14 protein-coding genes are annotated in these 15,909 nt (G+C 38.7%); 2 read left to right on the top strand and 12 right to left on the bottom strand.

Annotation, left to right across the window (positions count from 1 at the left end; translation table 11 throughout):
- Positions 1 to 176 precede the first annotated feature (176 nt).
- Together agp and O7C57_RS13520 are read left to right on the top strand one after the other, a co-directional pair.
- Positions 177 to 1,430 carry a bifunctional glucose-1-phosphatase/inositol phosphatase gene (gene agp / locus O7C57_RS13525; protein WP_269723233.1) on the top strand — a complete coding sequence of 418 codons (1,254 nt, stop codon included), beginning with the start codon at positions 177 to 179 and terminating at the stop codon, positions 1,428 to 1,430.
- An 87-nt stretch (positions 1,431 to 1,517) separates the two neighbouring features.
- A complete protein-coding gene (locus O7C57_RS13520) occupies positions 1,518 to 2,129 on the top strand; it encodes a GNAT family N-acetyltransferase (RefSeq protein ID WP_230085906.1) in 612 nt (203 codons plus the stop codon).
- Positions 2,130 to 2,310: 181 nt separating this feature from the next.
- On the opposite strand, the gene O7C57_RS13515 is transcribed toward O7C57_RS13520, so the two are convergent.
- The 12 genes from O7C57_RS13515 to ttrS all read right to left on the bottom strand — a co-directional run bounded on the left by O7C57_RS13515 (position 2,311) and on the right by ttrS (position 15,852).
- Positions 2,311 to 2,748 (bottom strand): universal stress protein, encoded by a 438-nt coding sequence (locus O7C57_RS13515; protein WP_154624635.1) that lies wholly within the window; start codon positions 2,746 to 2,748, stop codon positions 2,311 to 2,313.
- A 223-nt stretch (positions 2,749 to 2,971) separates the two neighbouring features.
- Positions 2,972 to 3,538: a tetratricopeptide repeat protein gene (locus O7C57_RS13510; protein ID WP_269723232.1), complete on the bottom strand. Its 567-nt coding sequence runs from the start codon at positions 3,536 to 3,538 to the stop codon at positions 2,972 to 2,974.
- Positions 3,539 to 4,075: 537 nt separating this feature from the next.
- Entirely contained in the window at positions 4,076 to 4,561 is a 486-nt protein-coding gene (locus O7C57_RS13505) for an AmiS/UreI family transporter (protein WP_154624633.1), read from the bottom strand.
- A gap of 3 nt (positions 4,562 to 4,564) precedes the next feature.
- Entirely contained in the window at positions 4,565 to 5,578 is a 1,014-nt protein-coding gene (locus tag O7C57_RS13500) for an AAA family ATPase (RefSeq protein WP_269723231.1), read from the bottom strand.
- Positions 5,579 to 5,783: 205 nt separating this feature from the next.
- A complete protein-coding gene (locus O7C57_RS13495; RefSeq protein WP_154624631.1) occupies positions 5,784 to 6,830 on the bottom strand; it encodes an aliphatic amidase in 1,047 nt (348 codons plus the stop codon).
- A 484-nt stretch (positions 6,831 to 7,314) separates the two neighbouring features.
- Entirely contained in the window at positions 7,315 to 7,725 is a 411-nt protein-coding gene (locus O7C57_RS13490) for an acyl-CoA thioesterase (RefSeq protein WP_154624630.1), read from the bottom strand.
- Between the two features lie 258 nt (positions 7,726 to 7,983).
- Positions 7,984 to 8,775 carry a PhzF family phenazine biosynthesis protein gene (locus O7C57_RS13485; protein WP_163862408.1) on the bottom strand — a complete coding sequence of 264 codons (792 nt, stop codon included), beginning with the start codon at positions 8,773 to 8,775 and terminating at the stop codon, positions 7,984 to 7,986.
- Between the two features lie 155 nt (positions 8,776 to 8,930).
- Positions 8,931 to 10,463: a peptide MFS transporter gene (locus O7C57_RS13480; RefSeq protein WP_154624628.1), complete on the bottom strand. Its 1,533-nt coding sequence runs from the start codon at positions 10,461 to 10,463 to the stop codon at positions 8,931 to 8,933.
- 436 nt (positions 10,464 to 10,899) lie between these two features.
- Positions 10,900 to 12,120: a multidrug efflux MFS transporter MdtG gene (gene mdtG / locus O7C57_RS13475; RefSeq protein WP_154623011.1), complete on the bottom strand. Its 1,221-nt coding sequence runs from the start codon at positions 12,118 to 12,120 to the stop codon at positions 10,900 to 10,902.
- A gap of 69 nt (positions 12,121 to 12,189) precedes the next feature.
- Positions 12,190 to 13,134 carry a Kdo(2)-lipid IV(A) acyltransferase gene (locus tag O7C57_RS13470; protein WP_154623010.1) on the bottom strand — a complete coding sequence of 315 codons (945 nt, stop codon included), beginning with the start codon at positions 13,132 to 13,134 and terminating at the stop codon, positions 12,190 to 12,192.
- Between the two features lie 162 nt (positions 13,135 to 13,296).
- Positions 13,297 to 13,893 carry a tetrathionate respiration response regulator TtrR gene (gene ttrR / locus O7C57_RS13465; RefSeq protein WP_154623009.1) on the bottom strand — a complete coding sequence of 199 codons (597 nt, stop codon included), beginning with the start codon at positions 13,891 to 13,893 and terminating at the stop codon, positions 13,297 to 13,299.
- A 225-nt stretch (positions 13,894 to 14,118) separates the two neighbouring features.
- Positions 14,119 to 15,852, bottom strand: coding sequence for a tetrathionate respiration histidine kinase TtrS (ttrS, locus tag O7C57_RS13460; protein WP_163862404.1), 1,734 nt, complete (start codon positions 15,850 to 15,852; stop codon positions 14,119 to 14,121).
- Positions 15,853 to 15,909: the final 57 nt, after the last annotated feature.

Raw genomic sequence — 15,909 nt, 5'->3', positions numbered from 1 at the left:
TTAGTTCTTATTTCGTAGTGAAGTCTGTTTTTGAGATATTAATCGCAGAAAAAAAAGTCAGTTACTTCATTATAAGATAGCAGTAAATTCAACTAGAAATAGGAATAAGTTATTTATTTTACAATAAATTAATGTCATGCGACAAAATACAACAACAAAATGGTAGGGGTATTTCGATGAAATATAAGGTTTTAACACTCTGTTTATCTGCTGCACTATTGGCGCCAATCGCGCCTGCATTTGCAAATACCGATAATGCTGAAAATATGCAACTCGACCAAGTATTATTATTAAGTCGCCATAATTTACGAACACCTATTGTTAATACGGGGATCTTAACGGAAGTTACCGATAAAAAGTGGCCTGCATGGGATGCGAAGAGTGGGTATTTAACGACAAAAGGCGGCGCACTTGAAGTTTATATGGGGCATTATTTTCGGGAATGGGCGGATGAAAAGAAGTTACTCGCCGATGAATTATGCCCAACGAGTAATGAAGAATTATTTGTTTATACAAATAGCTTGCAAAGAACAATTGCGACAGCACAATTTTTCACCGCGGGTGCATTTCCCGGTTGTACTGTGAAAATTCATCATCAACCTGAAATTGGCACCATGGATCCCGTCTTTAATCCTATTATTACTAACGATAGCTCTGAGTTTAAGCAAAAAGCCTTATTAGCGATGGAAGAGCATTTAAAACAGCTCAACCTGAAACTAGGATATGATGAGCTAGATACTGTTCTTGATATTAAAAACTCGCCAAAATGTAAAACGGATAAGCTGTGTGAACTTTCATCACAAGATAATCGTTTTATTATTGAGGCTAATAAAGAGCCAGGTGTCGCTGGGGCGCTTAAAATTGCGAACTCAGCAGTCGATGCGATCGATTTGCAATATTATGAAGGGTTCTCAGAAAAACAAGTTGCATGGGGAATGGTAAATACAGCAGATAAATGGCGTAAGCTAAACACGTTAAAAAATGGCTATCAGGAAACTTTATTCTCTCCTAAATTAATTGCTAAAAATGTTGCTCATCCTTTATTAAATTACATCAATAAAGGCTTCGTTTCTGTCGATAAAGGAGAAACGGCAAAATTTATTATGCTGGTTGGTCATGATTCAAATATTGCTTCCTTAATGTCAGCCATGGATTTCAATCCGTACCAATTGCCAGAGCAATATGAATATACCCCAATTGGTGGAAAATTAGTTTTCCAACGTTGGCATGATAAGAGTGATAATAAAGATTATGTGAAGGTGGAATATATTTATCAAACAGCAGATCAACTTAGAGATAATAGCTACCTTTCTTTAGAAACCCCACCTAAACACGTCACGTTATCTATGAAAAATTGCCCTATCGATAAGAACGGTTATTGTTCTTGGGAAGATTTTCAAAAAGTGATGCAATCTGCATTAGCGCAATAATGGTTTTATTGATACGCACTAGCCCGTGATAAAAGCGGGCTTTTTACTTTATTGAATCATTATCGTGTTGCGTTAAGTCGATAGTCAATGCGGCTTAACGATACTCAATTTAGCGAGTTATTAGCGAGTACTGGCGACTTGAAGAATGGCAACTCTCGTTGTTATTATGGCTGTTTATTAGCGGAATTCACGGATAAATTATATAGCATGGACATTCAACTACTGCACTTAAATCAAATAGACTGTAATGACATTATCGCACTCAATACGCATCCTCTCGTATTAGCACACATGCCTCTTGGAGATGACCAGTTTGATGAGCCATTTTGCCACCAATGGGTTAAGCAAAAAGAGCAACACTGGCATACACATGGATTTGGTGTATGGGCATTGGTTGTTGATGGTAGGTTTATTGGATGGGGAGGGTTTCAAGATGAAAATGGAGATGCTGATTTAGCATTAGTATTGCATCCAGATTATTGGGGGTGCGGTAAAAAAATCGTGAATAAAATGCTTGAACAAGCGGTGACTCATATGTCATTACCCTCAATAACCATTCATCTTCCACTCAGTCGTAAAAAACTGGGGGCTATTTACCGTTATGGTTTTGTGGAAGAAGGTGAAGTGAGTTTTGATGGGGTCATTTTCAAACGATTTAGATTGAAATTAGCCGAACTATCTAAGAAAAAACCCTGCTAGAAAGCAGGGCGTGAAAGCCACGAAAATGTTTATGAGGCTTCAATCTAACCTATAATCTTGTGTAATAGTCTTATAAATTGTGTGTATTTATTATCTCTTGAATTGGTCTTAAAGAGATGATCTCAATAAGATTAAAATCCAAACATTTCACTAAAAATGTTATTTTTTACTACCCTATATTTCAGCGGATCACCAAAACAGATGTTTTTGCGTAACGTACGACTGATGCAGCATTAGAGCCGAGTAAATAGGTAGACATGCTTGGGTGGCGAGAACCAATTAAAATGATATCTGCATTGATCTCTTCGGCGATAGCCAAAATTTCATCCTTAACTGAACCTACAGAGGATGTAACATGTACCTTATCAGCAGGGATAGCAAAGCGTTTTACTTTCTCTTTTAATTCATTGAGGATGATTTCCGCTTGTTTTTCATCATCGGGAAAATCGCCAGGAAGAATGGTTCCACCGTAGCGTAAATAGTTAGAAATGGGAGCACTAACAGCGAGAAAATGCACTTCGGCATTATTTAATTTCTGGATGGCAGTAACATGAGGGATGACAAGGTCGGTAAGTGCGTCTTCACTAACATCAATCGGAACTAGAATCGTTTTGTACATAAATCCTCCTTTTTGTCTTTTATTTTATAAGTTTAGAACATTTCCATGCATATTGAAATTAATCATTACTATTTTAAAGACAATGAACTATTTAGACTTAAATGGAGCAGATAGTGGGGGAGTAGGATGAAAAATAGAGAGGAGTATTATCAGGAAAATATAATATATCTAATCCACAACTCATAACGAATTTCGCTAGAGTTGTGGCACGATTTGGTATCAATTATTTTTTACAAGCTTCTTTTAAACCGCCTTTGCAGACTTGACTCAAGTATTGTTTGGCTGCTTTATCATCTATTTCGATACCTTCACCATTTTCATACATTTTTCCGACTTGAAATTGTGCTGGTGGATATTTTTTATCGGCAGATTTTTTAAACCAGTCAAAAGCCACGATATAATTTTGTTTAACACCGATCCCTTGGTAATAAATTTGCCCCATATAATTTTGAGCTTCGGGATTACCTTGGTTGGCAGATTTTTCAAACCATTGAATCGCAGTTTCAATATTCGGCTCAACACCGTTACCATTTAAGTACATATCGCCTAAAAAAAGCTGTGCATCTGCACTGCCTTTATTAGAGGCCATGGTTAACCATTTTTTAGCTTTCGGGTAGTCCTTCTTAACTTCATTTCCCAAGTAGTAGCCGATACCCAGCATGACTTGAGCTTTGATGTCACCTTTTTGAGCCTCTTTTTCAACCAATTTGATCGTTTCGTTAGAGACAGCGGCAAAGCTTGAATGCATCGAAATAATGAAAAGTAAAATGAATGAATAGATTTTATACATAATGTTGTGAATATCTTATATTGTGTCAGTGAGCAAGGTAAAGGTGGTTGTACGCGCTATGTTAAGATGATAGTCCAAACAAATAACAACATCATTAACACTCAGGATTAGCGTTAGCAACAAAATTTTACTTTAAATACTTTACGTCTCTAGGCATAGAATATCAATGTGTTTTAGTTTTTTATCTCACTTTGCTAACGCTTTTTAAAATAAGAATGTGCGTAAAGTTGTTTTTATCTCGTTCATTATCGTAATTTACTAGTTTTAGGTGTGTGTTATGCAGGGTTAGTATTGTAGTGAACGGATGTATTTTTATTTATAGGAAAATCCTGCTTTTTTAAAGAGGCAATTTCGTTGTTCTATTTTAAGAAAGTGCGATCGGTATCTCATACTCGTTAAGAATAGAACTATCACACGGTGATAGGCGTATAAAGTGAGGTTCTTCCTATTATAAGGGGTTAATTAACGTGAAATCCTGATAATGCTAATCCCCCTACAATATCTAGAGGGTACTAGCGATTTATTTATTGCTGTTGATTACCAGTGATTAGTCACCATCATTAGCCCGGGTATGGCGCAGGTAACAATACCAACGAGTAGTGTTAACGTACCTAGATGATTAATTTTAATATTCAGTGAGAATGTACAAAAAAACAGTAACCATAATATTGCCCATACTAACCAGAGCACAACCATGCGAATATCTGAACTGGCATAATAGGCATAAAATAAGGCATTAAAAAAGACAAAAAGACAATACCATCCAAATAATTTACCCGATAAAGAATATATTTTCACAAAACTTAAAAATAGATAAGTGAAGGTAAATAGCATAGATTGTGCTATTGCAGTGTAGGCTATACTCTCTTTAGCATTGATCATTAAAATGATATTACCAATTAAACAAAAACAACCAATAATACCATTAAATATTCCCGTTTCTTTATCATCATATCCTTTTATAATTGCAATTCCATTTATACTCAAAACACTACCAATAAAAATAAGTAATATCCCCTCCATCGTTCACCTCTTAATGATAAATTGATTATTATCGACAGTGAGCACTATATGCTTTGAGTGCTCATTATTGAATATCGCTCTTGCGACTAAAGGTTCTATATGTATCTTAAAAATACGCTTTATATCTCTTACTCCATAACGTGGGTCACACATTGAATTTATTTTCACTTTTGCTAAAACATCGAGTGTGATATTAATTGAATACTGTACTATTCTTTGATTAAGATTGGATAATTGCATATCAATTATTTTAATCGCTTGTTCAGAGGTTATTTTCTTAAAGCTTATTTTTCTATCTATTCGATTAATAAATTCGGGGTCAAACTGTTTTTCAAGTAATGAGATGATTTTATTATCATAACTCTTTTTTGAGCATAACTTAGTTATACCCTGTTTTTCATTTAAAATATCTTTAGACCCTAAATTAGACGTCATAATAATTATTGTATTTTTGAAGTTAATCGTTTTTTGGCCATTGGCAAGTTCTAATTCTCCAGTATCAAGAATATTCAGTAATGTTCTGATGACGCTTTTGCTGGCTTTTTCGATTTCATCAAATAATACAATGCCAGGAGTATTATAGCTGCCCTCTATTTTATCAGTATCAAATAACGAGTAGGACTCTTTACTTCCTGAATAACCTGGTGGTGCACCTGATAAAGAGGCTGCATAGTGATCTTGAGATAAAGTATTCATGTTTATTCGGCAATAATGCGCTTTACCATTATTGATTGCCTTCGCTAAAGCAATGACTGTTTCTGTTTTTCCTACCCCAGTTGGTCCTAAGAATAACAATGTAGTTAATGGTCTATTGGGATCAAATATATTGGTTTTAATGCAATAAAGAATATCTTTTAGCTGAGTTAATACTTCATCTTGCCCAATGATAGTTTTTTCAATATTCTCGATAACATTTTCTGGGTCAAAGATAAAACGAAAATGTCTTTTCTCTATTTTTAGAGATGAAGTGTTTTTTTCTTGAAGGTTCGATGCTAACATATCATTGATAAAAGGCATGTTTGTTCCTAATTAATGATAATGGATAAAGTAGTAATTCAAGAACAGCAGTGTATTTCTATTAATTATGCAAGTTGCTATTTATATAATATTTGGCTAATAGAGATGCCAAATACTCTCCATTTATCCTTGATGTGGAAAATTAATAGCAAGTATTAATATATTTAACGTTTATTCAATAATGAATTACTACTTCAAATTTTAGTTAACCAACATTTTTTATTTTATTTTCATCCGTGGGTAAATCGTAAACTTGGCATTCTGAAATACCGATAGTATCTCGAGTGATGCTTTCAACCTGTTCTTGCGTTTTTTCTGCATCAAGTACCCAGCTGCGATAAAATTCAAAAGGACACTCAGCAAGCCCTTTATTACCGTCACCCGAATTATAAATACCGGTATAGCCACGATGTAAAATCTTAAATAGATGGTTTTGTGATTGATCATATCGGCGAGCATCGCGGATTTCAGTTACTGAGAGTTGAGCATACTGCACACCCATTTCCTCTTCACCACATTCACCTAATGTATGTCCATCAAAACCAATAATCGCAGAATGCCCAAAGTAGGTATAAACCCCATCAAACCCAGTGCCATTTGCGACAGCAACATAACAGTTATTTGCCCATGCCATGGTTTTTGCCATCATTATCTGTTGTTCTTTAGCGGGATACATATAACCTTGACAACGAACAATGAGTTCTGCGCCTTTCATTGCGCAATCACGCCATATTTCAGGGTAATTTCCATCGTCACAAATGATCAGGCTTATTTTTAATCCTTTAGGTCCATCAGAAACATAAGTTTTATCGCCGGGGTACCAGCCTTCGATAGGGCACCATGGAATAATTTTACGGTATTTTTGGACTATATTACCGTTATCATCGATCAAAATAAGCGTGTTATAGGGTGCTTTTAAAGGATGTTCTTCATGTTGTTCACCCGTGATAGAAAATACCCCCCAAACCTTATTCGCTTTACAAGCCGCTGAAAATATTCTTGTTTCATCACCGGGAACCGTTGCTGCGGTAGCCATCATTTCTTCATGATCATACATGATCCCTTGGGTGCTATATTCAGGAAAAATAATAAGGTCAAGACCTGGAAAGCCTGTTTTTATACCCGCAATGACATCTGAAATTTTATTTGCATTTTCAATAACATCATCTCGGTTATGCAAGCGAGGTATTTTGTAATTAACGACAGCAACACCCACGGATGTAGGACTACTCGAAATATCACCATGTCTCATAGATTTCCTCTCTATATTATTTTTACTCGTTTAATGACCAAGTAAATGTAACTAAATGGAGGTATCAGGGGAGTTAATTCGCGACTATATGTGATAATTATCACGTTTTTTTGTAATCAGTTACTGGGGAGTATAATGTATTGATTTAAATAGAAAATACTTTTTTGAAAAATGACCCCTATAGTTTATTTGGTATTTTTATTGGTGAGTCATTGCGGTTTTTGTAGTGTGAAATGAGGTTAATCAGGCTGTGTAGGTATGTTATTTACTATGAATCATCTTTAAATATGGAAGGAAAAACTGGCAATATCGTCACATTGCTGCTTTTTAAAGTTATCTTTTAAGTAGATGGTTATTATTTTTTATTTCCAATAAGGCAGGATTAATGACTGATTACTCTGTGTGATAGGGTAGCGTTTAGAATAATACCTCAATACATTCATGAGGTAAGACTTTAGACTTGCTACCCAGATTGAATGCTGACCTATTGAAAATCGAAAAGTGGTGTTGGTTTACCATGATCATCGACAGCGACAAAGTTAAATTGACCATGGATCACTTCTTCGCGGCCTTCACGATACATATCTTCTAAAAAGATAGAAACATTTACTGTCAAACTTGTTCTACCAACACGGCTCACTTTACCCACTAATTCAACAATGGTGCCGGAGGGGATCGGGTGAGTGAAGTTGATTTTTTCGGTTGAAACGGTGACCAAACGTTTACGAGAAAAACGCGTTGCAGTAATAAAAGAGACTTCATCCATCCACGCAAGGGCGGTTCCACCAAATAAGGTATCATGATGGTTTGTGGTTGTAGGAAAAATAACCTTGGAAACACTGGTAATAGAATCTTCGATTTTTTGCGTGATTATCTCATCAACGTCAGAACGCATAATGTTGCCTTACAATTATTTGCTATGGGACTAAATTAGCCATATTTCACACCGTGGTGATGACTCGGTTTATATGTCCAAGCCATCCATATTGAATGTGGCTGGCGAATGATTACCTCATTGCTGCCACATTCCCCTTATTTAGGGTATATAAATTTATTGTTATACGCTATCCAAAATGAGTTACACCGGCGATGTTTCATTGATAATTATTTTTTGGGTCAATATAGGGACGTAGTCAAACACATATTCGTGAGCTTAAATATGGATGTTACCGGTTAAAAATAGCGTTGCTTCTCCAGTCAGTTTGACTCTCTCATTGTCGACTGAACATAACACGACACCACCACGAGCAGATATTTGATGACCGATTAGCTGATTTTTATTTAAACGTGCAGCCCATAATGGTGCGATAGCGCAATGCGAGGTACCTGTTACCGGATCTTCGTCGACCCCTTTGGCGGGAGCAAAGTAACGGGATACAAAATCAGCATTTGGGTTATCACTGAGGGCAGTAATGGTTAGGCCTGGTAGAGGGAGCGCTGCCATCGCGCTCAGATTAGGCGTACAGTTGGCAACTTGGTTGGCATCACTTAAAAAGCAGACATAGCGGTCTTTAGCGAGCCATAATGATTCTATATCGACCCCTAAAATGTCGGTTAATTGAGGGTGATCGGTAACAGCAACCTGTTTTGTTTCTAGCACAGGGAAATCGAGTGTAAACCCTTTTTCATTTTTGTATACGATGAGTTCTCCAGAAAGAGATTGAAATACGAAAGGTGAAATCGGGTGTTGCTTAAACTGATGCAGTATAAATGCCGCCGCAAGTGTCGCGTGACCACATAATTTAACTTCTACGTTAGGTGTGAACCAGCGAATATGCTCTCCAACTAAGAATGCAGTTTCTGAAAGATTAATTTCAGCAGCAATAGCCATTAATTGATCATCTGGAAGCCATGTTTCGAGTAACACAATAGCAGCAGGATTACCGTGAAATTGTTGTTGAGTAAAGGCATCAACATAATAAACAGGAAAGGTTGTAGTACTCATAATGGTTTTCCAAAGGCAAGTTTAATAGGGTGCTAAATGAGTAAGAGGGAAAGGAGTATAGCGCTAATTAAGCATCAACATAATAGGTTAATGCTTGAAATAAAAATGCCCGATAGGCTGTAAAAACCTATCGGGCATAGAGACGTTAATGAGGATTATTCTGCTTTCGCTTCATTCTCATCTGCGTTTTTTAACATTTTTCTGACTGGGATAATTAAGGCAGCCAGAACAATGGCACAGATAACTAATGCTATTGAAACGTGTGAGAACAGCTCAGGCATTGAATTCAATTGTTCTTTATTGATATTACCGCCCATAATACCAGCCGCAAGGTTACCGAGTGCGCTAGCACAGAACCACAGGCCCATCACTTGACCACGCATTTTTTGTGGTGCTAATAATGTCATTGTGGCTAACCCAATAGGGCTTAAGCACAGTTCACCCAATGTCAGCAACAAGATACTTGATACTAACCAGAAGGGAGAGACCCCCGTTTGTGTCGCTAGAACTTGATTAGCAGCCATCATCATGACCGCAAAACCTGCCGCAGCAAATAGGATACCAATAACAAATTTAGTCATGCTGCTTGGGTTCATATTGCGTTTGGCGAGGGAAGGCCAGAACCAGCTGAATACCGGCGCTAACAGAATGATGAATAATGCGTTGATAGATTGGAACCAAATCGTTGGGATTTCAAAGGAACCCATTTGGCGATCGGTATAGTCACGCGCGAAGATATTGAACGACGTTGGTTTTTGTTCAAACGCTGACCAGAAAAATGCGGCAGCAATGAGCAGTATTAAACAAGCCAGTAGACGTGAACGTTCGCTGCTATTTAGGCCTGCAAAGAAGAACATAAAGAAGAAATAGATACCAACACAAGTTGCAATGATATAAGCGGAGCTTTTTGCAATTGTCGATGCATTGAATGGGATCGTGCCATTATCGATTAAGATAACTAAGACTGCTAGCAATGCCATTGCAACAGTAACCCATTTACCAACATTTTTACGTTCTACAGTTGGACGGTTCCAAGTGGAATCTAATCCAACTTCTTTATCATATCGGCGCATTTGCGGAATGGCATAGAAACGGAAAATTAACAACGCGATCAACATACCGATGCCGCCTAGGCCAAAGCCGAGGTGCCAACCATATTTTTCATGTAGAGGGCCAATAATCAAAGGAGCAATAAATGACCCCATGTTAATGCCCATATAAAATAGTGAAAAGCCACCATCACGACGAGTATCTTCTTTCTTGTACAGTGTCCCTACCATGACGGTGATACAAGTTTTAAATAAACCCGTACCTAATACAATCAGTAACAAACCGACGAAGAAAAAGGTATTACTCCAGAAGGCGGACATCGCGATGGATAGGTGACCGAACGCGATGATCAATGAGCCATACCAAACTGCTCGACGTTGCCCTAACCAGTTATCGGCAAGCCAGCCTCCAGGAAGTGAGGTGATATAAACACCACCAGCAAAGATACCGACAATTGCGGATGCTTGTTCAATGGGTAACCCCATTCCCCCTTGTAATAGTGCTGCACTCATAAATAATATGAGGAGAGGGCGTACACCATAGAAAGAAAACCGTTCCCACATTTCAGTGAGGAAGAGTGAACTTAGTGGGTACGGGTGCCCAAAAAAGGTTTTTGTTTTAGTCGCAGAATGACTCATCTGTGAACTCCGATAAATTATTTTTTGATTGGTTGTGCTTGGAAATACACCTAGCGAATCTGTAGGTGTTAAAATTTATAGATATGTTAACTTAATTTTGTAAACATATTTTTAACATACATTATTATAAAAACACTTATAAACAGAATATATTTCTTGTTAAAAGTGTATTTTTAAGGTGAAAAGTCGATATCAATCGCACTTTTCACGATAAGGTAGGCGACAATACAGGAATTTGGTTGACAAGAAAAGAGATGATTATAAAACAATCATAGCCTTCAAAAACATAAGCTTAAGTTATGTTTTCTCTGTTTTTTGCATAAAATGCTGTTATACCTACAATAAATCAGGGAAATGAATAAATAACTGCATTTATCAGCGGGCGGTATGGAACGAATTTTTTTAGCGAAAAAAAATTTTTTGCTTTCTATCACATTCAAACAGAGGGAGACTGACAACCTTGGGATTGTCGCTTAATGATGTACCATGAATAGATTAAATTGAATAACACCAAGGCTGCGGTAAAGAAAAACACAGCTCTAAAGCCATAACTTGCCGCAACAAATGACCCCATTAGTGGACCCGTGACGTTTCCCACATCACGTAATGCTTGGTTATAGCTAAAAATTCGGCCTGTCACTTGGTGAGAGATATTGTAAATAATTAATGTTTGTACGGCGGGTAATAAGGCCGCGTTTAATGCCCCGAGTAAAAAGCGTAGTGCGCCAAGTTCCCAATAATTACTGACAAGTCCCATCGGGAATAACACAAAAATAGAAGCGGCTAATACCGCCAGTAAAACTTTTTCAGGACCAATGCGGTCACTCAATTTACCTAACCGAGGGGCGCTAAGCAGGGCGGCGATACCGGGAATGGACGCGATGACACCACTAATAAAAGCTAAGTTCTCTGTTGTACCAGCGAGATCACGAACATACAGTGTAATAACTGGGTTGATTGAACCCATTGCTGCTTGGATAATCATGGTCGTAAAAAATAAGCTGATCACCAGATTTTTATTTTTTAGCGATGCAAAGACTTGCTTGTTATTAAGGGCATCTTGACGTGAAACTGGGGTAAAACGTTCTCGGACATAAAATAGCGTAACAATAAAGCAAATAAAGAGTACGCTAGCCGTAATAAAGAATACAGGGCGTAGGCCATATTGGTCGGCCAGTAATCCCCCAATAAGCGGACCAATTAATGCGCCACTTACCGCACCGGTTGCGAGCACGCCCATCGCCCAACCGCTTTTCTTAACCGGTACTTGCGTCGCAATTAATGCGTTAGCATTGGGAACAAATCCGCCGAGTAAGCCTAATAGCGCCCTAAGGGCGAGTAACTGCCAAATATTTTGAGCAAATCCAATTAATACCATTACGATGGCCATACCTAATGCCGAACGCAACAGCATTAACTTTCTGCCTTTTCGGTCAGATAATCGCCCCCAAAACGGCGCTGCAATCGCAGAAAACAAAAACGTAATACTGAAAACCGCACCTGTCCAAAGGTTTAAAGAGCTATGATCGGTCACGCCGAGTTCTTCGATATATAACGGAAGAAAAGGCATGATCAGACTAAATGCAGCCCCCGTTAAAAAACAACCAAACCAGACCACATAAAGGTTACGTTTCCAATAACTGTTTCTGTTTAACATAGACTCCTTACTCAACTGTAATGCTTAAAACACAGCGGCTGTCAGAAAACCGACAGCCGCTGTGTTTTATCAATGATGGATTTTGTCTAAATCACCGTACAATGAAGGTTCTCCTTCGGGACGTGTTTTAAACCGTCGATGTAGCCACATGTACTGTTCTGGGGCTAATAATATCGCTTGTTCAATGAGCTGGTTCATTTTTGTTGCCACCGCCACTTCATTATCAACGGGGAAGTTGTCGATAGCAGGCTGAATGATTAATTCATATCCTTTGCCGTTAGGTAATCGACGAGGAATAAAAGGCACAATTAACGGGTCGGCAAGGCGTAATAAAATCGCTGAACCATTTGTGGTAGCGGCATTTTTTACCGCGAACAGCGGTGCAAAAGAGCTGTTTCGAGGACCATAATCATGGTCAGGGGCATACCAGAGAATTTCCCCCTGTTTTAAGCTACGTACCATCCCTTTAACATCTTTCCGGTCTAACATATATTTATTAGAACGCAGACGCCCGCGAGTCTGTAACCAATCCATCAGCTTATTGTCATTTGGACGATAAACGCCAATGCCTGGATTAAGTATACCGAATGCTCTTGCTCCTAGCTCTAAGGTTAAAAAGTGGATCCCTAAAACGATAATGCCACGACCTGTTGATTGCGCCGCGAGCATATGTTCACGTCCTTCAATTTTAAACCAGCGACGGATACGCCATTCAGGCCAAAACCAAGCCATTCCTGTTTCAAAAACGCCCATGCCAACGGATGCAAAATTTTTGTTAATGTACTGTTGGCGTTTTTCTAAACTCATTTCAGGGAAGCAGAGTGCTAAATTACGATCGGCAATCTGTGCACGCTTTTTCAGTAATCGCTTCGATAGCATGCCTAAACGTGTGCCCATCCAATAGATCATGGGGTAGGGCAACAGAACTAGCAGGTACAGCAAGCCGATGCCAAACCAAGTGAGCCAGTAACGTGGGTGTAATAAACTTTTATGAAACTTTGGAGCTTGTATCATTGGTTTCCAAAAATTAGGTTAGTGATTTTATACCGTTGTTCGTTATTGACATTGTTATTATAACAACGATTAATCTATGGTTTTGACGACTAAAGCATCATGAAATGACTGATTTAGTTTAAACATTAGCCTATTTATCAATAATGTTCTTATTATAACAAATTATTCATTTAATAAATTAGCCGTCTGTAGCGTACTCATTAATTCAGCAATATTACGCACAGCCATTTTTTCCATCATTCGGGAGCGGTGTACTTCAACAGTTCGCACTGATACACAGGCGACGTCTGCAATTTCTCGGTTGATTAAGCCCTGTAAGACATACTTGCAAATCTCTTTCTCTCTCGGTGTCAGTGTTTGGTAGCGTTGCTGGATGAGGTAACTGGCCGTCGCTTGCGTTGTTTTTGTTTGAGCTTGTTCGAGTGTTTTAGCGAGCAATTGGCTATCAATGGGTTTTTGGAGAAAATCGACCGCACCCAGTTTGATTTGCTCGACAGCCATAGGGATGTCACCGTGACCAGAAAGAAAAATGACTGCTAATGTACTTTGCTGTTCTTTGAGTAATTGATGGACTTGGCGGCCATCAAGTTTTGGCATGCGCATATCGAGCAGTACCACACCTTCTTGATGAAGATTTGCTTGTTGGATAAATTGTTCACTGTCATTCCAAACCACAACGGTATAACCGAGTGTTTCAAGAAGAAATTGGCAGGCATCCGTGACAGCAGGATCATCGTCCACCAGATGTATAACAGGCATGAATAAGTACCTCATTTCATCAAACTGGGGTATCAATATCTAAACGGGTGAAGCGTGATTGTCTCATATTCACATGATTAATGTTATCAATAGTATGCGAAAGTAAATCGACATTCATTAAAATTTAGCGTGAGGGGATATGACTCCATTCTCATTGAACATCACCTTGAAAATAGATGACCCTCGCCTTCATGTTATCCGTCGATGTATGAAGGCGGTTGGTGTTTATACTTTTTCCTCATAAGGAAAGATTAAGGTCACTCTTAGGCCATTTAACCCCTCCTCACTCAGATTATTTTCAATACGAATATCCCCTCCTTGGCTTTGAATCAGCCGCTGACAAATCACTAAGCCAAGTCCGAGTCCCTCTTTTTTCGTCGTCGCAAAGGGCGTAATCCCTTGAGTGAGCTGTTCAGGCGCCATACCACCGGCATCATCTTGTAAAACCAATAAAAATCGTTCTGGTGCAAAGTGAAAACTAAAACATAAAGTCTTTGCACCAGCCTGTAAGCTATTACTGATTAGATTGGAGAGTAATTGGTCAAGTAGTGTTTCTGGGAGCTTCAAGCAGACATCATGGCTATTAGGTAAAATCAGTTTGACGAGTGGATAATGCTGTGGAACTCGTAGTAGCTGCCAGATATGTTGTATGGTCGGTATGACATATTGCTCACTTAAAGGTAACGCAACTTCTTGGTTTGGTTTTCCTGCCCATAACCGAAGATTGCGAATAATATCACCACCGCGCTGCGCTTGATTATCAATTTTAGTGAGGGCGTTAATCAGTGGATGTTCATCTGACTCTTTTTGAAGACGTAAAATACAGCCTTGGGCATAGTGGCGGATTGCCGAAAGAGGTTGGTTTAACTCATGAGCAAACCCAGAAGCCATTTCGCCTAATATATTCAGCCGTTGCGCCTTTGCTAAGTTGGCTTCTTGTTGTCGTAAGCGATTGTGCGCGTCTTCGAGTTGTCGACTTTTGCGACGAACTAAAAATGCGATCCAAACATGGTTGATGCCAAGTAGAATAAAAAACAGTACCGCGATGCTGATAGTGATTTGATGCTGGATCAGCCAACTCACAATATCTTGCCAAATTTGGCGTTGTTGTGGGTGTTGATTCACATCACGCAATAGCGTCTCAACTTGATTGACCGAGGCGGGGGCTCCCCAGCGCATACCTGACTTATCCGATGAAAGCAGTGTTTTAGTCACTTTATCAACTAAATTATCAGGAACATCATTCAGCGCGGCAAACGACCAATTCGGGTAGAGTTCTGTACTGGTTTTACAGGGTAAATTGCTCTCATGTTCGATTAAAGGACGGAAATGGTTTTTATCAATTAACCCTTCTTTATCCATATTCTCCAATAAACAGACAGGGATAATGGCCGCAGAAAGTGAGTCGTCCCGTAACGCATACAATAATGCATCGGCAGGAAAGCCGAGGAACTGCATGCGAAAATCTTTTTCGGCATCATAGCCCATATCTCGCAATACTTTATAACCTAACAGATAGCCTCCAAATGCATCCGGAGAAATTGCCCCCACCTTCTTACCGATGAGGTCTTTTATTTCGTTAACCTCGCTATCAGCGCGCACTAAAATAAGGCTACCAATCACATTGCGTGTTGTACTATCAGGTTCGACGGAAGAGCGTAAAGAGAGCAACCAACGTAGATGATAACGGCTATCTAATTGAATAAATTGTGCGGGATTAGTGAGTAAAAAGTCAATTTTACGTTCTGAAATCGCATTACGCATCTCATCTAAATTAAGCGGCTGCAAAGTGAAATGCTCATCAGGCAGCGCATTATTCAATGTATCAATTAATGTTTGCCAATGGGTTTGGGTTGAGTTAGCACCGCGTAAGGCAAGCACCCCAATTTTCCATTCTGCTGCCATGGCCGGAAATGACCCGGCAATAAGAATGATTATCAGTAATCGATACAAAGACATAGAGTATTTCTTTAACATATTTGGCTTATTAGTTGCGTTAGATCAATTTAGCTACGG

Origin of the sequence: Providencia sp. 21OH12SH02B-Prov (genome assembly GCF_027362595.1) — a bacterium.
GTDB classification, from domain to species: Bacteria; Pseudomonadota; Gammaproteobacteria; order Enterobacterales; family Enterobacteriaceae; genus Providencia; species Providencia zhejiangensis.
The sequence above is the reverse complement of the archived record's forward strand: the minus strand, read 5'-3'. Positions and strand labels throughout refer to the sequence as shown.